Source organism: Nonlabens marinus S1-08 (genome assembly GCF_000831385.1).
GTDB classification, from domain to species: Bacteria; Bacteroidota; Bacteroidia; order Flavobacteriales; family Flavobacteriaceae; genus Nonlabens; species Nonlabens marinus.
This window is the reverse complement of sequence record NZ_AP014548.1, coordinates 2,249,443-2,272,627: the sequence shown is the minus strand read 5'-3', so window position 1 is coordinate 2,272,627 and position 23,185 is coordinate 2,249,443. Positions and strand designations below refer to the sequence as shown.

The 23,185-nt window shown below is 39.9% G+C and carries 21 protein-coding genes; 15 read left to right on the top strand and 6 right to left on the bottom strand.

The features are described from left to right. Positions 1–252: 252 nt before the first annotated feature. Complete coding sequence (locus NMS_RS10425; protein WP_148311380.1) at positions 253–1,131, top strand: alpha/beta hydrolase; 879 nt, start codon at positions 253–255, stop codon at positions 1,129–1,131. Between the two features lie 46 nt (positions 1,132–1,177). Here NMS_RS10425 and NMS_RS10420 read toward each other — a convergent pair whose 3' ends face one another. Further along, positions 1,178–2,323, bottom strand: a complete 1,146-nt coding sequence (locus NMS_RS10420) for a serine hydrolase domain-containing protein (RefSeq protein WP_041496648.1) — start codon at positions 2,321–2,323, stop codon at positions 1,178–1,180. Between the two features lie 83 nt (positions 2,324–2,406). Here NMS_RS10420 and NMS_RS10415 point away from each other — a divergent pair, with 83 nt between their 5' ends. Then, positions 2,407–3,963: an NAD(P)/FAD-dependent oxidoreductase gene (locus NMS_RS10415; RefSeq protein WP_041496647.1), complete on the top strand. Its 1,557-nt coding sequence runs from the start codon at positions 2,407–2,409 to the stop codon at positions 3,961–3,963. A 204-nt stretch (positions 3,964–4,167) separates the two neighbouring features. Here the strand turns inward: NMS_RS10415 and NMS_RS10410 are convergent, their stop codons facing one another. The 3 genes from NMS_RS10410 to NMS_RS10405 form a co-directional block, all read right to left on the bottom strand. Continuing rightward, entirely contained in the window at positions 4,168–4,536 is a 369-nt protein-coding gene (locus tag NMS_RS10410; protein WP_041496646.1) for an endonuclease domain-containing protein, read from the bottom strand. Positions 4,537–4,615: 79 nt separating this feature from the next. Next, positions 4,616–4,759, bottom strand: coding sequence for a hypothetical protein (locus NMS_RS13930; RefSeq protein WP_158448999.1), 144 nt, complete (start codon positions 4,757–4,759; stop codon positions 4,616–4,618). A 184-nt stretch (positions 4,760–4,943) separates the two neighbouring features. Continuing rightward, entirely contained in the window at positions 4,944–7,403 is a 2,460-nt protein-coding gene (locus tag NMS_RS10405) for a zinc-dependent metalloprotease (RefSeq protein ID WP_084217697.1), read from the bottom strand. An 81-nt stretch (positions 7,404–7,484) separates the two neighbouring features. Here NMS_RS10405 and NMS_RS10400 point away from each other — a divergent pair, with 81 nt between their 5' ends. Continuing rightward, a complete protein-coding gene (locus tag NMS_RS10400; protein WP_148311379.1) occupies positions 7,485–7,862 on the top strand; it encodes a hypothetical protein in 378 nt (125 codons plus the stop codon). Here the strand turns inward: NMS_RS10400 and NMS_RS10395 are convergent. Beyond that, complete coding sequence (locus NMS_RS10395) at positions 7,859–9,031, bottom strand: GlmU family protein (protein ID WP_041496643.1); 1,173 nt, start codon at positions 9,029–9,031, stop codon at positions 7,859–7,861. The genes NMS_RS10400 and NMS_RS10395 overlap by 4 nt on opposite strands. A 113-nt stretch (positions 9,032–9,144) precedes the next feature. Between NMS_RS10395 and NMS_RS10390 the strand changes: the two genes are divergently transcribed. The 12 genes from NMS_RS10390 (at position 9,145) to NMS_RS10335 (ending at position 20,514) form a co-directional block, all read left to right on the top strand. Next, positions 9,145–9,432, top strand: a complete 288-nt coding sequence (locus NMS_RS10390) for a hypothetical protein (RefSeq protein ID WP_041496642.1) — start codon at positions 9,145–9,147, stop codon at positions 9,430–9,432. Between the two features lie 10 nt (positions 9,433–9,442). Next, positions 9,443–10,504, top strand: coding sequence for a DUF3810 domain-containing protein (locus NMS_RS10385; RefSeq protein ID WP_041496641.1), 1,062 nt, complete (start codon positions 9,443–9,445; stop codon positions 10,502–10,504). Positions 10,505–10,606: 102 nt separating this feature from the next. After that, a complete protein-coding gene (locus NMS_RS10380) occupies positions 10,607–13,576 on the top strand; it encodes an amidohydrolase family protein (protein ID WP_041496640.1) in 2,970 nt (989 codons plus the stop codon). Between the two features lie 11 nt (positions 13,577–13,587). Then, positions 13,588–14,892 (top strand): amidohydrolase family protein, encoded by a 1,305-nt coding sequence (locus NMS_RS10375; protein WP_231862383.1) that lies wholly within the window; start codon positions 13,588–13,590, stop codon positions 14,890–14,892. A gap of 194 nt (positions 14,893–15,086) precedes the next feature. Further along, positions 15,087–16,175, top strand: coding sequence for a sensor histidine kinase (locus tag NMS_RS10370; RefSeq protein ID WP_084217695.1), 1,089 nt, complete (start codon positions 15,087–15,089; stop codon positions 16,173–16,175). A 159-nt stretch (positions 16,176–16,334) separates the two neighbouring features. Continuing rightward, on the top strand, positions 16,335–16,877 hold the full coding sequence (locus tag NMS_RS10365; protein WP_148311378.1) for a hypothetical protein: 543 nt from the start codon (positions 16,335–16,337) through the stop codon (positions 16,875–16,877). 331 nt (positions 16,878–17,208) lie between these two features. After that, on the top strand, positions 17,209–17,490 hold the full coding sequence (locus NMS_RS10360) for a type II toxin-antitoxin system RelE/ParE family toxin (RefSeq protein ID WP_041496638.1): 282 nt from the start codon (positions 17,209–17,211) through the stop codon (positions 17,488–17,490). Between the two features lie 9 nt (positions 17,491–17,499). Then, entirely contained in the window at positions 17,500–17,802 is a 303-nt protein-coding gene (locus tag NMS_RS10355; RefSeq protein ID WP_041496637.1) for a HigA family addiction module antitoxin, read from the top strand. Positions 17,803–18,208: 406 nt separating this feature from the next. Next, positions 18,209–18,583: an NTF2 fold immunity protein gene (locus NMS_RS13540; protein ID WP_052476910.1), complete on the top strand. Its 375-nt coding sequence runs from the start codon at positions 18,209–18,211 to the stop codon at positions 18,581–18,583. A gap of 610 nt (positions 18,584–19,193) precedes the next feature. Next, complete coding sequence (locus NMS_RS10345; RefSeq protein ID WP_148311377.1) at positions 19,194–19,412, top strand: hypothetical protein; 219 nt, start codon at positions 19,194–19,196, stop codon at positions 19,410–19,412. Positions 19,413–19,472: 60 nt separating this feature from the next. After that, complete coding sequence (locus NMS_RS10340; protein ID WP_158448997.1) at positions 19,473–19,805, top strand: hypothetical protein; 333 nt, start codon at positions 19,473–19,475, stop codon at positions 19,803–19,805. A gap of 283 nt (positions 19,806–20,088) precedes the next feature. After that, positions 20,089–20,514 (top strand): S1 RNA-binding domain-containing protein, encoded by a 426-nt coding sequence (locus NMS_RS10335; RefSeq protein ID WP_041496634.1) that lies wholly within the window; start codon positions 20,089–20,091, stop codon positions 20,512–20,514. Positions 20,515–20,665: 151 nt separating this feature from the next. On the opposite strand, the gene NMS_RS10330 is transcribed toward NMS_RS10335, so the two are convergent. Continuing rightward, positions 20,666–23,125 (bottom strand): zinc-dependent metalloprotease, encoded by a 2,460-nt coding sequence (locus NMS_RS10330; protein ID WP_041496633.1) that lies wholly within the window; start codon positions 23,123–23,125, stop codon positions 20,666–20,668. Between the last annotated feature and the right edge of the window lie 60 nt (positions 23,126–23,185).

Below are 23,185 nucleotides of genomic sequence, written 5' to 3'. Positions count from 1 at the left end.
AAAAGTAATGTCCCATTCATCTAAACTTCTAGGTTTTGAAAGCCTTAAGCAAAGTATGCGGTTGAATTGTTAAACTGATTGATGGTGTTTTTGGTTATTACGCTAGGAGTGCATTTAATTCACTTTAATTAAATTGCTAGAACCTCATTTTAAAAATGAACCTTTAGCTAACTAGCAACTTTTTAATGAAACAAAGTCTGTTTATTTTTGAGTACACACTTTTTTTTAAATAACCATTCAAAATATTTTCAGTTGGAAAGGTATATTGGTACCGCACTTTTTACAGTTTTTTCATTCATGGCGACTGTTGTTGGACAACAGGTCAAGAGTCCTGATTTATCACAAGAACATCTGTTAAGCTCAGAGCAAGGGAAGAATTACTTAATTAAAGTTCAACTACCTATAACTTATCAAGATTCAATCGATTATCCCGTTCTCTATTATTTAGATGCTTGGTGGCTGGAAGATAGCGTGGTAGGCGCATTCACTTTACTACAAGGTTCAAGAAAAGTGCGGGCCGCTATTTTGGTAGGAATTTCCACCACTGGGAATGAATATGAATTTAACAAACAGCGCACTAGGGATTATACGCCTACTCCATTCGAAATGGAAAAATTAGGTTTTCCCATGGTAATTTTTAGTCAACCAAAATTTTTTGAAATCACAAGAGGTAATTCTGGAAGCTCTGAACTTTTTACAAGCTTTTTGACTAATATACTTTTTCCTTTCATTGATGGTACTTATAACACAGACATCAAAGACCGAAGCATTTTAGGGCATTCCCTGGGCGGACTCTTTGGTATTCATAACCTTTCATCAGCTCAACCTACTTTTGATAATTATATCAGCATTTCTCCATCTTTATGGTGGATTAAAGATGATAATTATTACGAAAGCTTATACCGTAACTTTTCAAATGAAGTATCTAAAAAGAAACTTTTCCTATGTTATGGAAGTTCTGAAGGCTTACTAATTACAACCTGGACCGATAAACTTAATGAGTACTTACTTACTAAAGGGCTTCCTGTAGATCATTTTAAGTTCGTCAAATACCCTGATGAAGATCATACGTCGGTATTACCAGAATCCATTTATGAAGGACTGGAGTTTTTATATGGCTATTCTAAGTAATATGAGGTATTAATGATATAAGTGTAATATTTCTTTTGAAATTAATCTAAAAAGCATCTATAAGATTCTTCATAAACACACCAATCTTACTAGGCTCCAACCATCGAGTAACCACTACAAGGTCATTTTTACGATCCACTACGATAAAGTTACCACCAAAACCAGCTGCATAAAATACGTCCTCTCCTACACCATTCCAGTGTCTAGGACCTTTTTGATTTAGCCACCACATGAATCCGTAATTCACATTTGGTTGTGAAGGTGTGATAGCAGCATCGATCCATTCAGATGATATCAATTGCTGATCATTCCACTTTCCATTCTTCAAAAACAGCATGCCAAAGCGAGCCATGTCCTCAGTATTTATGAACATACCAGCACCGCTGTGTCCACCGCCAGTGACGCTTTTCATTTGCAGCCCGTCCACATCTACCCAAGCATCTTTATAGCCGTACCAGCGCCAGGTAGTAGAAGCGCCTATTCGATCCATTACATGCTCTTTTAACACTTGAGGTAAAGGTTGACGCCACACCTGTAGTAAACTGTAAGCTAGCACATTCACACGCACATCGTTATATTCCATAACCGTACCTGGAGTTGCGGGCTTCGCGTATTTCCAGTCATCAATACCTCCTTCTCGTGGTGGTCGATCTGCCCAATCTTGCCCGCCAAAAAGCGTTCCTTGCCAGGCACTGTTTTGCTGTAGCAATTGGCTCCAGGTAATTTGAGAATTGTGCCTGCCTGCAAATGTATCGTCCCAAACATAGGACTGCACTTTATCATCAACATTGGCTATCAATCCTTGATCTACTGCCAGTCCCGCAACCGTGGACAGAAAGCTTTTTGTCACAGAAAAAGTCATATCCACCCGCTTCGTGTCGCCCCATTGAGTCACTAATTTTCCATTTTTAAGAATCATTCCCGCCGGCCCGCCGCGTTTTTTGGTAGGACCTTGTATCTCGTGGAACGGCTCGCTTTTAAATCCTTCTAGGATGGCAATTCTTAAATCCCTTGAACCTGAATATTCGTTCGCTTTCGCGAAAGCGATAACCGCATCCAGTTTATTGGAGTCTATAGAAGCCTCAACAGGAGAGATAGGTTGCCAGCTTTCATTGCGCTCTGGAAAATAATAGTCTTGTGCGTTTGTAAATTGAACAATAATAACCAGTAGAAAGAAATATGTATTTTTCATAGGCTCTAAAATTAGTGCAAAGCATTGAATTCTACTATATCAATTGCCCGCAGTATCTGCTTACAAATCCATAAATTTGCGACATGATCAAAGAGATACAGCTGCGCGTAAGTCTACCTGAGGAAGAACAGGATCCCAATTTGACTAAAAGAGCTGCGGCCTTTCTAGTTGAGGATGCCTCAAAAATCAATGGCGTGGTAGTATTACGCAAATCTATAGATGCGCGTAAAAAGGTTGTCGTATTCAATTACAAGCTTGCTGTTTATATCAACGAAGAGCTCCCGAAGGAATCTGAATATCATTTTGATTATCAAGATGTTTCTAGTGCTAAGGAAATCCACATCATAGGTTTTGGACCTGCAGGTATGTATGCTGCCTTGCGTTGCATTGAGCTGGGCTACAAACCTATAGTTTTAGAACGAGGCAAAGACGTGCAAAAACGCCGTCGCGACATCAAAGCCATCAATCAAGATCATGTGGTGAATGCTGATTCCAACTATTGCTTTGGTGAGGGTGGTGCAGGAACCTATAGCGACGGGAAACTCTACACGCGTAGTTTGAAACGAGGTGACGTGCGTCGCATTTTCGAAAACTTAGTTTTTCACGGTGCAACCCACGAAATTCTAGTAGACGCGCATCCGCATATAGGCACGAACAAATTACCTAAAATCATACAACGCATACGGGAAACCATTTTGAATTACGGTGGTGAGATTCATTTTGAGACTAAGGTGACCGACTTTGAAATAAAAGATCAAAAAATAAGAGCCATCATTCTAGATAACGGGCACGAAATGGCCGTGGAGCGCGTCATCCTTGCTACTGGTCATAGTGCTAGAGATATCTTTCATTTACTGGACAAAAAGAAAATTGAGATAGAGGCCAAATCATTTGCCATGGGCGTGCGTGTCGAGCATCCACAGCACATTATTGACTCCATACAGTACAATTGTGGTATGGAACGTCCTGACCTGCTGCCAGCAGCATCATACAGTCTTGTTCAACAAGTAAAAGGACGTGGTGTATATTCATTTTGTATGTGCCCAGGCGGGTTTATAGTCCCTGCAGCTACTGAAGATGGAGAGGTCGTTGTTAATGGTATGTCACCATCAAGACGAAATAACAAGTTTGCCAACAGCGGTATTGTGGTAGAAATCAATGCCGAAGAAGATTTGAGATCGTTTGCTCAATACGGTGCTCTTGCTGGACTGGAATTTCAAAAAAGCCTAGAACGTATTTCCTACACTGCTGGCGGAAGATCGCAAACCGCACCAGCACAACGATTGACTGATTTTGTTGAGGGGAAATTATCAAGTAGTTTAAATGAATGCTCCTATCAGCCAGGTTTATTGAGTGCACCATTACACAGTTTGCTGCCTAAACATTTAGGCAGTCGATTGCGTAAAGGATTTCAAGCCTTTGGAGATAAAATGCATGGTTATAATACTAATGAAGCCAACATTGTAGGTGTAGAGTCTAGAACCTCATCACCCGTGAAGATTCCAAGAAACGATACTCTAGAACATCCACAAATCAGTAATTTATTCCCTTGTGGTGAAGGTGGTGGTTATGCGGGTGGTATTGTGAGTGCTGCGATGGATGGAGAACGATGTGCGGAGGCTGCGGTGAGTGGGATATAGTGGTTCGATTAGTATTTCAATCACTCTCTAACGTCTTTTGCATTCGGAATTTTCAGTCAGTATTCCAATCACTCTCTAACACCCTTTGCCTTCGGCATTTCCCTCAAGGGAAACAAGTGATATCAGAATTTACCGTCTAGACTAAATGCAGCACCATGTATCGTCTTCCCTTGAGGGAAGATAAGAGATGGGTGTTTTGAGTTGTTATTTTTTCAAGTCAGCAATTAATCCTTTTAATTCTAATAGAACCTCATCCATATTTTTTTGAATCTGTTCATTTCTAAATCGAATAAATGTCACTCCCAATTCCTCAATCCTACCTTGCCTCTTTCCATCTTCAAGAACATTGTTATCATGGGAAAAGCCATCCAATTCGATAGCCAATCCAATTTCTTTGATGTAAAAATCAACTACATAATCTAGTATCGGCATTTGCCTTCTAACAACCACACCAAGTTTGGACTGCTTGACTTGTTCCCAAAATAGCTTTTCAGTTATTGTCATTTTAATTCGCAAACGTTTGGATAAATCTCTTGCTGCGGGTGAATAGGGTAAAATGTTGTGGTTTCTCATTTCGAATATTTCAAAACTTCATGATTTATATTTTAACATCCATTGCCTTCGGCATTTCCCTCAAGGGAAACAAGTGATATTAGAATTTACCGTCTAGACTAAATGCAGCACCATGTATCGTCTTCCCTTGAGGGAAGATAAGAGATGGGTGTTTTACCGTCATTCGTGGATTATCATATTCCATCAACCAACTCTCTAACAACCATTTAATTAAGTATTTCAATCACTCTGCTACACCTTTTGCCTTCGGCATTTCCCTCAAGGGAAACAATTGATATCAGAATTTACCGTCTAGACTAAATCCAGCACCATGTATCGTCTTCCCTTGAGGGAAGATAAGAGATGGGTGTCTCAAATCCTTGAAAAGCACACTTTCTTTACACTAGAAGAAAAAACATCACAAAATTCTACATCCCACAACTCCCAATAGGACTCCCATCCGGAATGCCTGGTACCACTGCAGCTTCATAATTTTCTGGGTGCAATCGATAATCTTCAATCATGGCAGCTAGAAATTGGTCATTTGCATCTTTAGAACCATCATACCGGTCGTAGAGCTCCAGCACTTGTTGATAAACTCCCGCAGCAACGGTAGCCGTAGTTGCTCTACTCGATAGCAATCCTAAATACTTGAGCAATAGTTGTTCTTCCAATCTGGTTTTGATAAGTTTTTCATAAGCAGATCTATATCTCTGATTGGTTACAAGCTCTGTGGTTTGATCTAAAACTTCTTCTAAGTTCAAGGCATCTTCATCATAAATAGCTTGCTGTGCCACGCGATTTAATCGAGTGGAGTTCAGCAAAAAGTCTAGAGTCACATCTGCACTGGTTGCGGCAGCAGCTACAGGGTCAAAAGCGACTCCAGTTTGCGATTTGAAACTTTCACGATCTCTATTATACCCATAAGCCCGTGGCGGAAATAAACTCAACACCCCTTGCGGAATGGCCAATTGCTCTACTTTCAATGTATTCAGTAACGCGCTGAGTGCCGATTTTTGTTCGCTTTTGGAAACATACTCAAATGCTTGATCCTTTTTCATAGCATAGGAATAGCGCATCCCTCCTACCAGCTTAGATGCTGCTTCCACCTGATAGCGGTGTGAAAAATACACAGGAACAAATACATCTTCCAAAACACTTAAAGGCTGACCATCAGCAACATTATTCACTCCAAATTGATTCATCGCAACCTCACGCACTTTCATCATTCGGTTCAATTCAGTCACTGCGTTTTCACCTCCATCCCATAAATGAGCATCGGCATGAGCGCCTGTGGTTGCTCTAGCATCGCTATCACTTATAAATTGAAGATTTTCATATTCTGCCTTCTTGATAATTCTCAACAAAAAGTCTTTTTCAGTCTCATTTTCCTCTGGTGTTCCATAAGAATATTGAACCGTCAATTTATCCCACTCTCCTATTCCCGTATCATAGGCATCAGCCAAGCTTATTTCTCCATCAACTAGATCATATTTAGGATGCGGATAATCCATAACACTAGCGCGATCGCTCACACTGGCTGCATAATTATGTGCAAAACCCAGAGTATGACCTACTTCATGAGCTCCCAGCTGACGGATTCTTGCTAGCGCCATTTTCAGCATCTCTGGCGATTCTTGACCGTTAGCAAATGGTTCTTTCAACATTCCCTGAGCGAGCATGTAGTCCTGACGTATGCGCAAACTCCCTAAACTTACATGACCCTTTATTATTTCTCCTGTTCTTGGGTCTGTCACACTACCACCATAACTCCAACCTCTGGTACTGCGATGTACCCACTGGATCACATTGTAACGGCAATCCATCGGATCAGCGCCTTCAGGAAGCATTTTGACTTGAAAGGCATTTGTGTAACCTGCGCTTTCAAAAGCCTGATTCCACCAGCCGGCACCTTCTAACAAAGCACTACGTACTGGTTCTGGTGTTCCTCGATCTAAGTAATAAATAATAGTTTCTACCGCTTCGCTCATTGCTGCTTGCGGGTTTTTCTTCTCCAATCGGTGTCGGGTGATCCACCGCTTTTCCATTGGGGTACCTATGGGGCTGCTGTAGTCCAGGTAACTGGTGTAAAACGAACCTGATCTAGGATGGAAGGCTCTAGGCTCAAAATTATCATCTGGTAATTCCACAAAACTGTGATGCTGAATCACGCTAACTGATTCGGCATCTGGAGCCACACTGCGTATATCACTGTCTTTTGCTTCACCAGTAAAAGTAAGCAGTGCTTCAAATTCTACATTTTTAGGAAATGCCTTGGTGTTCTCTAACCAGAGTACACTTCTGGATTTTTCTATTTTATAAGTACCTTGATTGCGGTCTTTCAATCGTTTTGCTACGCCATGCGCATCTTCCATTAAAAAAGGAGTTAAGTCGATGGTATAGGTTCCTTTACTCACTTCAGTCTTCTCTTTTTTATCGTCTTTAATCTCAAATCCATAAATAACGGATCTTGCAAAAGCTTGCTCAACAGATTTGCGCTCCTCCTCATTGCTGGTGATGGCTCGGTATCGTTGATTAGGTTGTACTAACAGTAATTTATTTCCTGCTTTCACCCATTTCACAACTACACCATCGCCTAATTGTCCTCGATCCAGCCCTATATCATTAGAACCTAAACCAGTAGACAACGAGTGAACGTATAAGAATTCTTTATCCAACTCCTTCACTTCCAGCAGTATGGTTCCTTTGTCATCATCATAGATGAAGTTGAAGAAGCCTTTGAATTGTTGTGGGTTTTCTGTGGATTGCGCTTTGATGAAGTTCGCTTTCGCGAAAGCGAACTTATCAAGTGTATGCCGTGCTTGACACGGTGCGAAAGCGGAACAAAAAACAATCAGATAGGACGCTAGAGTTGGTAGGTATTTCATAATTTTAGACAAAGCATCTAAAATAACAATTTAAACAAAGGCTTGAAAAGTTGGAGTAGGTTAAAATTCAAAAAAATGATTATGAGATTTCTAGCAGTATTTGTTCTTGCCATACTTACCACCTCTTGCGATGATCAAGAAGTGGATAATGACTTAATCGGTGCCTGGAAACACGTGGAATCCTTGAGTGATATAGGCGATGGCAAGGCGACTTTTCATAGAGTGAACAGCGATAAAACTTTATTGTTCACCGCTTATGGAACTGTAATTTCTAATGAAAATGTGTGCATGGGAAACAATTTTCAAGAAGGTACCGTAGCCACTTGGAACCCTTCAGATAAAGGTTTCCAATTGGAAGACTGTAAAGCTACCTATACCTTGGACAAAGAGATTGGTGTTTTGGTTGTCAATTATCAATGTATGGAAGCCTGCGCTGAAAAATACGTGCGAGCTGATTAATCCTTACGGTACTTACTTGTCTTTTCAAATACCGCATCTAAAATATCTATATCGGTTTGATCTAAGGTCAATCCTCGACGTTGCATGACTACATGAGCGACTTCATAGGCTTTAGAAGGTTTGTAGGTCATGGTGCCTTGTGGACCACCCCATGAAAAACTGGGTATGAAATTACGTGGGAATCCGGCACCGTAAATGTTAGCACTCACGCCCACAACGGTTCCTGTATTGAACATGGTATTGATACCACATTTAGAGTGATCTCCCATCATCAAACCACAAAACTGCAAACCAGTAGCGGCAAATCTTCCTGTCTCATAGTTCCATAATTTGACCTCGGCATAATTGTTTTTGAGGTTGCTCGTATTAGTATCGGCGCCTATGTTGCACCACTCGCCTAGCACGCTGTTGCCTAGGAAACCTTCATGACCTTTATTCGAATATCCAAAAATCACCGAATTATTCACCTCGCCACCAATTTTAGAATGCGGTCCGATTGTCGTTGGGCCATACACTTTAGTTCCCAGTTTTGTTGCGCTGTGCTCACATAACGCAAAGCTGCCACGAATAATGGAACCTTCCATAACCTCTGCATTTTTACCTATGTAAATAGGTCCTGTAGATGCGTTTAGAATAGAGAATTGCACCACTGCTCCTTCTTCTAGGAATATTTGTTCTGGATTTACGGTTTGTACACTAGCAGGAATGGGTTGGCTTTTTCTTCCTTTTGTAATTAAATCAAAGTCAGCTTGAAGGGCTTTTCCATTTTTTGAGAAGATGTCCCAGGTGTTGAAAATCCCGTCCACATCTTCTTCAGTAAACAATACTTGAGTCAGTTCAATGGTTGGCGTGTGGATTTTCTCCGCTCGATAAGCAACGATGTTATTTCCTGCAAGTAGCTTCTGCCCTATTTCAAGATTAAGGATGGCAGCAGCCAACTTATCTGTAGCAAAAATATGACCTGCTACAACCAGGTTATCACTGGTCTCCTTTATCGGGTATTTGATTTGTAAATAATCTTCCGTCTGATAACTTGTCTTTAAGTCCAGTAGTTTTTCCCATCGCTCTGCCATGGTCAAGATTCCGCAACGTATATATGATGTAGGTCTCGTGTAAGTAAATGGTAATAATGGGGTGTGCTGGTTGAAGTCGGCTAGAACAAGATTCATAGGTAAAGCTTTTGATCAAAGGTCGGAAAAATTAGAGATAGATAGCGAACCGTCCAATACCAATACTGCCAAAATTGAATTTCGATATCTTAGCTATCAAATTAAAGTGAGCTATGTTTAAAAATGACCTATTTACCAAAGGGATTTTGGCTGTAATCGCCTTGAATCTTTCCATCCTAACAGTATCAAATTTTGTTACTACCACTGAAAAGCCTGCAGCTATGGCAATGGTACCTATAAACGAAGATGGTTCGATTACGGTTCGCCTTTCCAATGCGGAAACACTAGATGTTAATATTTCTAGAATCAGCACTATGGATGAGCTGGATGTGAATGTTGAAGAAATAGGTGGAGGCTTTTTAAGTCATGGGGGACCTATACCTGTTACCATAGAGAATTAATTTTTTTGATATGAAAAAATGGGCTCCGCTCCTATTATCGGTAGTATTGCTGTTGATACAAATCATGGGTTATTTGCAGTTACGACGTTTCCCGGCATTTGTTGAGAAATGGTATAGTATGGGTATTTACACTTACATCAGCCGTGCGATGCGTATAGGCTTAGGATGGATTCCATTTTCGTTCGGCGACATTCTATATGTGCTTATCATCATTCTTGTAATACGCTGGTTTGTGATTCATTTTAAGGAGGTTGTCACGCTTTCGCGAAAGCGATATACTCAGGTTTTCACTGCATTAAACATTATTCTTGCCTTCTTCCATTTTGCATGGGGCTTCAATTATTACAGGCAGCCATTAAATGAAATTTTAGAATTAGATGCTACTTACACCGATGAAGAGTTAATCAGAGTCACACAAAAATTGGTATTTACAGCTAATGCCCTGCACGAGCAGCTGCAACCGGTAGATTCATTGAAAGTAGAATTTACTAGATCCCAATCGGAATTGTTTGAATTGGCCCCATCTGGATTTTCTAATCTAGGTGCCGTCTATCCATCCTTAGATTATGGACCTGCTAGTATTAAAAAGTCATTATTGACCTTACCGCTCACTTACATGGGATACAGCGGTTATTTGAATCCCATAACTGGAGAGGCACAGACCAACGGCTACATTGACAACTATAAAACACCTGTTTTGATCTTACATGAAATGTCGCACCAGCTGGGCTTTGCAAAAGAAAATGAAGCCAATTTTATTGCGGTACTGGCAGGCATGAATCACGACGATCTTTACTTTCAGTACAGCGCCACCATATTTGCTTTAGGGTACTGCTTGAATGATTTGAGTATGAAAGATCCCTTACAGATGGAACTCGCGAGAGCTGCAATGCATTACGGCATCATTGAGAATTATCAAGATTTGCGCGACTTTTGGGCACCTTATAATGATAACGTCATTGAGAAAATTTCTCAAAAGACCTATGAATCCTACTTGAAAGCAAATAACCAGCCGGACGGAATGCGCACGTATTCCTACGTTGTGGCCTTGCTCGTGAATTACTATAAATAGCAAATTGTTTACAGGTCGTTGGTAATTCCGCTTTCGCGAAAGCGTAACACGCCTATTATTCAAAATCTCTTCCCTATCTTTAGATTTTAAACAACCTCTTATATGAAAAAATTACTTTTTTCACTCTTGGCGGTGGCTGCAATGACCTCACATGCCCAAGAGTATTTTCCTAACAACGACGACATATCTGCCGTTAGTAGTGCCTCCCGGGCAATTACTAATGCCACGATTATAACGGCGCCTGGGAAAAAAATTGAAAACGCCTCCATTCTAATAAAGGATGGCAAAATTGTAGAAATAGGCAAAAACATCAAGATTCCTAAAAATGCTCTTGTAGAGGATGCCACAGGAACCTTTATTTATCCTTCTTTTATTGAAGCTTATGGTGATTTTGGAATGGAAAAACCTTCCAGAACATCTCGTGGTGGACAGCAGTATGATGAAGGCCGCAAAGGTTTTTACTGGAATGATCACATCAGACCAGAGCAAAATGCCATCGATTTTTATGAATACGATGAGAAAGCCGCTAAAAGCATGATGGAAGCCGGTTATGGAACCGTTCAAACCCACTTGCATGATGGTATCGCCCGTGGTACTGGAATGTTAGTTGCCTTAAATACCAACGGTGACGATTCTGGCAGAGTTTTGAAAAACTCAAACGGTGCTTATTACTCCTTTGACCGCAGCAGTCAGACCAACCAATCCTACCCTACTTCACTGATGGGGACGCTAGCTTTATTGCGTCAAGCGCATTTTGATGCCGACTGGTATGCTAAAGGAAAATCAAAAACTAAAGACCGTTCTCTTGAAGCTTTGAACAATACCAAGAACATGGTGCAATACATAGAAGCTGGAGATAAGAAGAATATTCTGAGAGCAGATAAACTTGGGGATCGCGTAGGCAAACAATTCATCATTGTAGGTGGAATGGACGCTTATGAAATGATCGATGATATCAAAGCAACTAATGCTCAATTGATCCTACCAATGGATTTTGAAGATGCCTATGATGTAACCAATCCTTACCAAGAATGGTACATCAACTTATCTACCATGCGCGACTGGAAACAAGGTCCTGCTAACCCAATGATGCTTCAAAAAGCAGGAATAAATTATGCAATTACCACCCATGGGTTGAAGTCTCCTGGAGATCTTAAGGAAAAACTGATGAGAGCTATGGAATATGGCTTAACCGCTGACCAAGCACTTGCTGCTTTAACTACTGTACCGGCAAAAATGCTTCAAGCAGATGCCATGATTGGTACGCTGGAAAAAGGAAAGCTGGCCAACTTCATCGTTACTTCCGGTGAATTGTTTGATAAGGATACGGACATCTATGAGAATTGGGTTCAGGGATCTAAGCATCAGTTAAAAGACCGCAGCATTCTAAATGTAGACGGTACCTATACCACTTCTCTTAACGGTGAAAACTACACGATGACTATTTCTGGTGATTCTAAATCAGTTGTGGTAAAGCAAGACAGCACCAAATTAGGTAGTAAGATTTCTAGAAATGGAGACTGGATCACTGTAACCACCACCCAAAAAGACACTACTGATAAAAGTTATAACCGCTGGAACGCAAAGCTAGGTCCTGACAATTCCATGATTAGTGGTAAAGTCTACCTTGCTGATGGAACCGAAAGAAACTTCACGGCTCGAAAAACGACGACAGATGAAAAGTCAGAAGATGACAAGAAAGACGATGAGGACAAGGATGAAGATATGGCCATGAAAGAAATGGGCCCTTTGACCTATCCTAATGTTGCTTTTGGATCTATCACAAAACCAGTAGCGGAAACCATTCTTTACAAGAACGCCACGGTGTGGACTAATGAAGCGGATGGTATTCTAGAAAACACAGATGTTTTAGTCAAAAATGGTAAAATTTCAAAAGTAGGCTCCAACCTAGGCGCTGGTGGTGCTAGAGTTATTGACGCTACAGGAATGCATTTAACTAGCGGTATCATTGATGAACACTCTCACATAGGTATCGATGGTGGTGTCAACGAAGCTGGACATAATTCTACAGCGGAAGTTACTATTGAAGACGTTGTCGATCATGAAGACATCAACTTATATCGTGATCTTGCGGGTGGTGTAACTACTTCGCAACTATTACATGGTTCCGCTAACCCTATAGGTGGGCGTAGTGCCATCATCAAATTGAAATGGGGTTATAAACCAGATGAGATGATTTATAACAACTCTCCTAAGTTCATCAAGTTTGCACTAGGTGAAAACGTAAAGCAATCTAGATATGATAACGGAGTTCGCTTCCCACAAACACGTATGGGTGTTGAGCAGGTATTTGAAGATTACTTTACCAGAGGCCAGGCTTATGACAAATCTCGTGGTACTGATGACTTTAGATATGATGAAGAAATGGAAGTCATTTCTGAAATCCTAAAAGGAGAACGCTATGTTTCCTGTCACTCTTATGTACAAAGTGAAATCAACATGATGATGGAAGTGGCAGAGCGTTACGGCTTTGTTCTCAATACATTCACACATATTTTAGAAGGTTACAAAGTGGCTGATAAGATGGCTGAACACGGCGCTGGTGGTTCCACCTTCTCTGACTGGTGGGCTTACAAATATGAAGTGCTAGATGCCATACCTTACAATGGAGCGATCATGCACTCGCAAGGAGTGGTAACAGCATTCAATAGTGATGATGCCGAAATGTCTAGAAGACTGAATCAAGAAGCAGCTAAAGCCGTCAAATACGGTGACGTGAGCGAGGAAGAAGCTTGGAAGTTTGTAACACTCAACCCGGCTAAATTACTTCACATTGATGACCGTACTGGTAGTATCAAAGAAGGTAAGGATGCAGATTTAGTTCTTTGGAACACAAATCCTTTAGATATTCAAGCGACAGCGCAAATGACGATGATTGATGGAGCGGTATTCTTTGATATAAAGAAAGATGAGCAAATGAGAGCTGCCGTTAAAAAAGAGCGTCAGCAATTAGTTAATGAAATGATCATGGCAAAAAATAAAGGTCTTAAAACACAGGCACCTAAACAAGCCGTGAAAACCCTTTATGATTGTGATACAATAGAATGGTAAAAATGAAGAACATGAAAAAATATATAAGTTTAGTAAGTCTGTTCTTCGGCATTACCGCCCTGGCACAGCAAGCACCTGCTCCCGCACAGTCGACAGCAGTGCGCATCATAAACGGTACCGCCCATTTAGGAAATGGAGAGGTGATCGAGAATTCTGTAATAGAATTTGAGGATGGAAAATTGACAATGATAGCAGACGCTACCACGGTACGATTGACAGCACCTAAAGGTGAGGTGATCGATGCCAGTGGTAGACATATTTACCCTGGAATGATTGCTTCTAACACCACTCTAGGACTGGTAGAAGTAGATGCAGTGGGCGCTAGTGATGACGAGGACGAGATAGGAGAATACAACCCGCATGTGCGCAGTTTAATTGCTTACAATGCAGAAAGTCGTGTGGTAGAAACCATGAGACCTAACGGCATTCTTCTCGCCCAGATCACACCACGTGGTGGTCGCGTTTCTGGACAGTCGAGTGTGGTACAAATGGATGCCTGGAACTGGGAGGATGCCGCAGTGCGCGTCGATGATGGTATTCACGTAAACTGGCCTCGTAGCTTTTCAAGATCCGGTTCCTGGCCCAACTATGGCCCTATCGAGCCTAGTAAAGATTATGACGAGGAAGTTGAGGAACTACAACAGCTTTTAAATAAAGGCAAGGCCTACGGTAGCACAGACAATCCAGATCAAATCGATTTGAAATTGAAGGCATTACAACCAGTTCTTGCAGGTGAAGCTAATATGTACATCCATGTAAGTGGGGAGAAAGCAGTTCTTGATGTCATCGCTTTCGCGAAAGCGAACAACATGACCAGCAACATCGTACTGGTAGGAGCTCAAGGGGCTCAAGACGTAGCCAAGGATATCGCAGCCGCAGGAATCCCAGTCTTAGCAGGACGTGTACACGATTTACCAGCAAGAGATGATGAGGATTATGACATGCCGTACAAGTTTCCAAAACTATTAGCAGATGCTGGGGTGATGGTAGCCCTAGAGAATTCAGGAAGTATGGAGCGACACCAGGTGCGTAACGTTCCTTTTTATGCAGGAACGGTTTCTGGTTTTGGCCTGGATGTAGAAAAAGCCTTGATGATGGTAACCTTGAACCCAGCTAAAATTCTAGGTATTGACAAGGATTATGGTTCTCTAGAACAAGGGAAAAGTGCTACCCTATTCATATCTGAAGGAAATGCGCTGGACATGAGAACTAACAAGCTGAGTCGTGCTTTTATTGATGGTCGTGATATCTCACTGGACACCCGCCAAAAAGACTTGTACGAGCGTTATATGGAGAAATATTCACGAGAGAAATAAACCACTCTCCTAGCCTATTTGAAAAGCCCATTCCTTTCAGAATGGGCTTTTGTATTGTATCTCGATACCTAACATACCATTTGCCGATTAATTTCATTGAATTGTTAATTTTATTATAAAAACCGTCATTAAATTTTTAAATTAGGTCTGTCCCAAAAGGAAACTGGGTCTGGTACTAAAAAATCCGCTTACGAATGAATAACCTTTTAAACATTGACATTCTGACTAAAACATTTGATGATATGCCCGTTGGGGTAGGTATTTTTCAAGTAACAGATCTGGATGACATCGAAAGCATTCAATATGTATTCATGAACAAAGTTCTTTTGTATGAGATGAGGAAAACAAAGGAGGAAGTTTTTGGCAAAAAGATCATGGAGGTAGCACCAGAAGCTTATGCGCATGAAGCAGGCTTGTATGTTATTGAAACCTATAGAAAGGTGGCTCGGGAACATGAAACCATCAATTTAGGCTTGGTACAGTACTCCAATCATATGGTGGCAGGTACTTATGAGTGTTCTGTACACCACATTCAAGACAATTACGTGTACGTAATGCTTAGAAACGTGACAGAATTAGAAAAAGCTAAAAACGAACTGGAAAAAAAGAATAAGGAGCTAAGTGAGTTCGCTTACATCGCATCTCATGATTTAAAATCACCTCTCAGCAACATTTCCATGCTGGTAAAAATGATAGAGAGTGATTATGGAGAAACACTAGATGAACATGCGATCACGTTTCTAAAATTCATCAATCAGTCCATTGGTAGAATGAAAAATCTAATTACCGACTTGTTGGAATACAGCACGGTTGGAAACAAGAAAGAAGTGACACAGATAGACTGTCAAAAGCTCGTTGAAACCGTGGAACAAGATTTAGAATCTACCATCAAAGAGACTGATGCTCAAATAGAAATCGGGACATTACCCACATTAAATGGCTATGAAACAGAACTTAGTTCGCTTTTTCAAAATTTAATCATTAATGCCATCAAGTTTGTAAAACCTGGTATAACACCTGTGATAAGTATAACTGCTGAGAAAGACAATGGCTGGCGATTTGCTGTGAAAGACAACGGTATTGGGATATCCACAGAGAACCCTTCAGAAATCTTCAGTATATTTAAGCGATTGCATACTGAAAAACACTATGAGGGAACAGGTATAGGCCTGGCACATTGCAAGAAAATCGTTGATTTACACGAGGGGAAAATTTGGGTAGAATCAACACCAGGAGAAGGAAGCACATTTTATTTTACGATTCCACAAAAAGAGAGCGCGTAGAAAGGAAGGGACGGCTCACGCGCTTTATACTTTTGCCGTTACCACACATTAGGAAAAAACATTATTGAAGAAATTAATAACCGTTTCCATTCTAATAATAGTTATCCAAAATATACTCTCAAACGGTGTTGACCGCTTGGAACCAATAAAAAGACTGATATGACACTTTTTATAAGATATTTGATTTCCTTTATGTACTTAACGATATATGCCTGTAATTCACAGTCGTACCATAAGAATGATAGCTTAAAGCTGCATGAAATAACTTTAGATGATAATACATTAATAATTAAGGTTTCAAAAGATTTTGTTTACGAGGAATATGTGCATGACCCTAGGATTAAAATCCTTATTAATGAAAAAGATAGCGATGTTAACGCGATATTTATTGAAAAAAGTATTGCCTACGAGAATTCTGAAGCTTACTTGTATTCTTTAATGAGTGGCGCGATCGTAAAAGATTCAGTGTCCGAACCAAGTAATTTTACATTTGGCGTGGAAAAAATCAGTCAAAATAATCAAGTAACATGGGTTAACTATAGAGAAATCGGCGAGGTTGAGCAACCTTATATCACAAGATATATATTGGATGTTAAAGATCAAAATGCCATAGTTATGATTGATTTTTTATCTAAAACTAAACTGAATGAAAAGTTGAAAAAAGAATATAACGATGTTGTCAAAACTGTAGAAATAGAGTAACTAATCAATAAAAAGACCTTACGAGAGAATTGACCTGAATGGAAAATGTGTGAAACGCCTAGTCTTTAGTTAGGTTTGTAATTAGATAAGCCATCGCTTCCTCTACCAACTGGCACGAACACGGCATAAAGCGCATCAGGCGTTCCAAATGCTCAACGCGAGGCTACAATTCAATTACATTAACTATCTTCATCAATCAAATTCAAACTAAGGCAAGGTAACAGCCCAACGTGAGGAAATGCCACAGACGAATTATACATTTGCCTTTTCCTACATTTGCAAAAAACAAGCTTTATACTTACCTTTCGCGTTAGTAACGTAAAGTGAGCCTATGGTTGTTTCCTTTGGATCGAAAGAGACCGAACAAATTTGGAATGGAATACGTGTCAAGAAAATGCCGATTGAAGTTCAAAACGTTGGACGTCGAAAATTGAGAATGTTGAACAACTCGCAGGACATTGCTGATTTGCGAATTCCGCCCTCAAACAGACTTGAAAAACTGACTGGAAAATTAAATGAATTTTATAGCATTCGGCTTAACAAACAATGGAGGATTATCTTCATTTGGGATAAAGGAAACGCAAGCGAAGTCGAAATAATAGATTATCATTAAAAAAATACAATGGAAAAGTTAGCAAATGTACATCCTGGAGAAATCCTGAATTATGAGTTTCTTGAGCCATTGGAAATTACGGCTTACCGACTTTCCAAGGACTTGAAAATTCCGCAAACTCGAATTTCGGAAATCGTAAAAGGAAACCGTCGAATTACAGCGGACACAGCTTTGCGATTGAGTAAATATTTTGGAAATTCTGCCAAGTTCTGGCTGGGACTTCAAGATGATTATGACATCGAAGAAGAGAAAAAATCTAAAGAATCAGAACTGAACGAAATTAAGCATTACGGAAATAAAAACGTTGCCTAACGATTGCTATAAGTAATGCAAGTAAACACCCTCTCAACTACTCAAAGTCGAGACGTTCAGGTCAATAATTACCAGAGGCCTTAGCTGGGTGTCTTCCTCTCGCTCCTACCTCGCTCGTCGGAGACAAGTTGAAATTTTGAATCTAAGGCCTGAATTTCAAGACAATTCGAATGCTTTCACTGTCCAAATGATCCATCTGTCATAAGACCTCAAAACTTCAAGACTTTCGATCTATTCTAGTGCATTCGCTGTGCTCGTCGGGTGCAAGATGCTCCAAGCGAGGTTACAATTCAAGATCTAATAACTATCTTCATCAAACAAAACAAAAATAAGTCAAGGTAACAGCCAAATGTGAGGGAACGCCTCACACGCATCATACCTTTGCCGTTATCACACATTAGAAAAAATGAAAATAGGACTAATAATAATCGGATTTTTAATCTCGACGATTCTTCAAGCTCAAGAATTTGAAAATAAGTCGGACGAACTAATACATGCAGAACAATTACTAGATTACGCTCTGAAAAATACATCGGAAAGAAAAATAATGGAATCGCCTCTGATTCCTAAAAAAGAAAATGCAATCGACTACGCGGAAAATATTTTGTTCGAACTTTATGGAAAAGAAAAAATTCAATATGAAAAGCCATATCAAATTCATTTGATATGTGACTATTGGATAATGACTGGAACTCTTCCAAAAGGAATGAAAGGTGGAACTTTTGAGTTGGTCTTTGATTCGTGGAATGGAAAAATATTAATATTGAAACACGGAAAATAAAACGTGTGGTAGCAATGTATAAACGCAATAACGACGGAATTTTCTCTCGAAAATTCTCGCCTTTTTGCTATATTGTTCTCTAAGCTGAACATCGGTCAACGCCAGTCCGTTTCTGAGCTTACACCTACCGTTCAGGCCAATTGCTTACGGCCGTAGCTAGGTGTCTTCCTCTCTCTCCTACCTCGATCCTAGGGGTCAGGGTGAAATTTTGAATCTAAGGCTTTGAATTATAGCTTTACCGCTGGCGGTAAACTGAGAACAATGAAATAACTAGCTTTCGTACATTTATATTGAGAAATATTTACGGTGCTGGTTTATTAGAAATTCGGTTTGCATTTTACAGGTACGCTTTTGACTATACCCTCTCCCTTTCAGAAAAGCTTAACGAAATCACAGTTATTTTAAAACAATTGAAAACTGAGAAAACCTTAAATTAGAGTTTTGCGTTCCTGATAAAGGTGTTCGCATTAAGTTAAATCATTTTTGATGCAACTTCACTGTTTTAAATACATATATGGCGAACACAATCTATAGAAAATGTTCCAATTGTGGTGAAATATCTCTAAACAAGGATTATTGTCCTGTCTGCGGCACCCTTATCAATAATACCTTGAAGCGTGAACTAGAACGTAAAGAACGAGCAGTTCAAAAACAGATGATTTCAAGCACCACCAAACCTAAAAGCGCCTTTACGCTTTTTCTAGAAAATGCAAAAAACCATGATAACATTATCATCAGATATCTGGCGCGTTTTTTTTATACCACTTGGATTATTGTATTAGCTATCGGTGGTTTTTTAGCATTGGTTTTCGGATATATAGCAGCCTAAATTGTGTCATTTTTCCCAATGTTTATCTATACCATTAAACGTTTTTATTTTCCAGTTTTTATGCTGATTGCATTATTGATATTTATAGCCCAACGTCTTTCTATAGATATACCTAACCTTGTAAATAACTATCTGAATGATTTGTTATGTATGCCTATTGTATTAAAAATTTGTCAATATACAGTCAGGCAAATTAAGGGTGATCAGAACCTACAGATTCCAATTGGGATCGCCTTTGCCCTTACCATCGTTTATGCCCTTTACTTTGAATGGTTACTTCCTAAAGTTAATGATCGCTATACGGCTGACGTGATAGATGTATGCTTATATGGTATAGGTTTTGTGTTTTTCCTTTGGGTAGAACGTAGTGATGAAAGGGAACACAAGGAATAGTCAACCGCCGCAAAAATCTAAATTTACCAAGTCACTTTGAAGCTAAGTTTACATCTCCAAAGTCTTATTTTTGTCTTTGATTTTACGAGTCTGATTGTCCACATAAAATTAAAAATATCCTCATATTGCATTCTAGAAATAGCCGATGTAAAAACGTGATCGCAATTAAATCGTGAGGAACAAATTTAAAAGCATTTGCACGTGATGATGAATGAACCCAGTTCATACCTCTCTGGCTTCCAGTATTTTTACAAGGTTTCAAAAAAAATAAATACACCATCCCATGAATTTAAAAGTAGGAGATAAAGTACACCTTATCATTGAAAAAGAAACGCCGCTAGGTTTTACGGTGCTTATAGAAAATGAATTTGAAGGATTGCTTTATCATGACGATGTTTATATCGAGCTGGAAGAGAATATGGAAGGCATCGGGTTTATCAAAAACATACGTGAGGACGGGAAAATTGATGTTTCTCTAAGGCCACAAGGCTATCTTAACGTCATTGAGACTGACTCCCAGACCATTCTAGATGCACTTAGAGAAAGTCCGCAAGGATATATTTTAGTTACTGATAAGAGTTCTCCAGATTCTGTGCGTTTCCATTTCAACATGAGTAAAAAATCCTTTAAAAAAGCCGTTGGAAACCTTTACAAGCAAAAGATGGTTTTGATCAAGGAGGATCGCATTGAGTTGGTGGTGAAGAAATAATATTCATTGCGTATAGCTTGAATCTAGATCACTATTCACATTATCAATGCTAGCAAAGATTATTTTATAGTTCGCTTTCGCGAAAGCGAAACTACTACAAACAAAAAAGCAGGCCTCAGCAGCCTGCTTTCTAATTTAATAATGCACAATCTTATTTTTCTGGATTCAATATCATATCGATTCTAGACAATAAGTCATCATAATGAAATCTCGTGATCGTATCGCTAGTTCCACGCATTTTAGAGCGTACTGTAGATTGAAGGGTCTTTAACTCCCCACGAACAATGGAGCGCACATCGCTTTGATTTACATCGTAATAACCACCACTACGTCCACGACGCATTTCTCCCGTCATTAGGGAACTCATGTGATCTACAAAAGCACGTTGCAAGTTTCTTTGGTAGATATCCAACTTACCATTAGGTTGGAAAACACCTTTTCTAGTGTCATCAAATAGATCCACTGCACTATAGTAATCCGTCGCTACAGTTTCTGCATTAAGCAATCTACCTATGCGATCCAGACTCAATAAATTTGTAAGGTGACGCTCTTGAAGCGCTCTCATCGTTTCTGCATATCCAGCATAATCAATATTCTGTACAATCGCAGGATCAATCAACCATTCTGGAGTTTCAAACACATTGTCCACTAACCAGTCTACAGATTCTTTCTGCGTTTGCTTATCCACATTGCTGTATACCGTGCCACTTTGATTTGGCTTTTTAAGATCTTCGTTTACTCCTCCTACATTAGTCACTACATGACCTACGTAACGGGACCAAACGCCTAACATCTCACCGTACAACTCTTCTAGATCGTCATAATCATTAGTGCTTTCTGAAGTCCAATCTGGAAGATTTTCAGCAACATATTTTAAGTTTTTGATTCCGTAAGAACTTGCTTTTACAGGATCATTTCCTATAGCTTCTGTCTGTGATTGTGGGTCAAAACTGCTGCTTTGACGACCGAATTTATACTTAGGATCACCAGCTTTTTCCATAATCCATTTGTTAAGCGTCTCAACTTCAGCCTCAGGAGTAGTTGCTCCTGGGATCACACGATACCCCCAGTTTACGGCATAGGCATCATAAGGTCCCATTTGACGTACAAAACGGATGTTCTCGTCTCCCGGCTGTGCGATGTAATTGTAACGAGCATAATCCATAAGACTTGCTGCAATACCGTTTTCTTGAGTAAAATCTCCATCTCTATAGTCTTCCACATTATAAGCAAAACTCGCTGCCATATTGTGAGGGAAACCTAATGCGTGACCTACCTCATGAGCAATGACCTGACGCATCATCTCTCCTATTTCTTCCGGTGCCGTGTCCAATGTCCTAGCAGATGGATTAGCCGCTCCTGTTTCTAGTAAATATCTGTTTCTATAAGACCTCAAGTGATTATGATACCAGATGATATCGCTTTCAATGATTTCTCCAGATCTTGGGTCGCTCACACTTGGCCCTACTGCGTTGCGAGTTGTACTGGCTACATAACGAACTACAGAGTATCTGATGTCCTCTGGACTAAACTCAGGGTCTTCCTCCATTGTTGGAGCATCTTTAGCAATGATGGCATTCTTAAATCCAGCCGCTTCAAATGGAATCTGCCAGTCTTCGATACCTTGTTTGATGTACTCTTTTAAATTTTCTGGGGTTCCTGGGTCTAGATAATAGACAATTGGTTTCACTGGCTCTACCAACTCTCCACGAGCGTAGGCTTCAGGGTCTTTAGGTTCTAATCTCCAACGACGTATGTAGGTTTTCTCATCGGCTTTTAAGGCTTTACTGGAATAATCAATTTGGTCTACCGTGAAGAAACCTACCCTAGGATCATTCAATCGAGGCATCATAGGCTCTTTAGGAAGCAAGATCATGGACTGATTCATTTGTAGACTGATAGAACCTACAGATCCATTAGATGGCGGCTCAGATGCGTTATAAGTGAAATCTTGTTTTACCTCTACGTTTTCTGGGAAACTTTTGATGGAGTTAATAAAGCTGCGATCGCTATCTAGATTGCGTACTTTGTAACTGGAACGCAATCCTGAGCTCAATCCGCTCAATGCTGGAATGTCAGAGCTGAAGAATTTAGTCACATCAATCACAATTGCAGTGGAGTCAGGATTCAATGCCAAAATATCGAAAGCATACAACGTAGGCTCGTAATTATTCACCTTAACAGAGTTTCCTATAGCTGCTGCAGAATCTAAAGAAACCTCAGAGAAGGATTTTACCTTTAAAAGGATCTTATCTTGAAATCGTTCCCATGCCACTACTTGTTCATTGGTTTTACTACCGGCGTTCATATACCCACCACCCAGGTTAGAAGGAATCTGAGCGATACGACTGACTAACAACATATCCTTCTTCAAGGTATTGTTAGGGATCTCGTAGTAGTATTTGTCGTCCAGCTGATGGACTTTAAAAAGACCTTCGTCTGTTGTAGCATCTTTAGTGATGACCTTAGCATAAGGTTTCATCCCATTGTCTTTTTCCTTAGACTTAGCCGTTTCAGAGCTCGCTTTCGCGGAAGCGGTCTTATTAGTCTTACAACTTGATAACGCGAGCGTTCCTGTTAAAAACGCAGCTAAAATAATTTTTTTGTTCATAGAAAAATATTGAGCTTACTAAGTTACAAGGCTATGATAGATTTGTAAAACGTTTTGGGA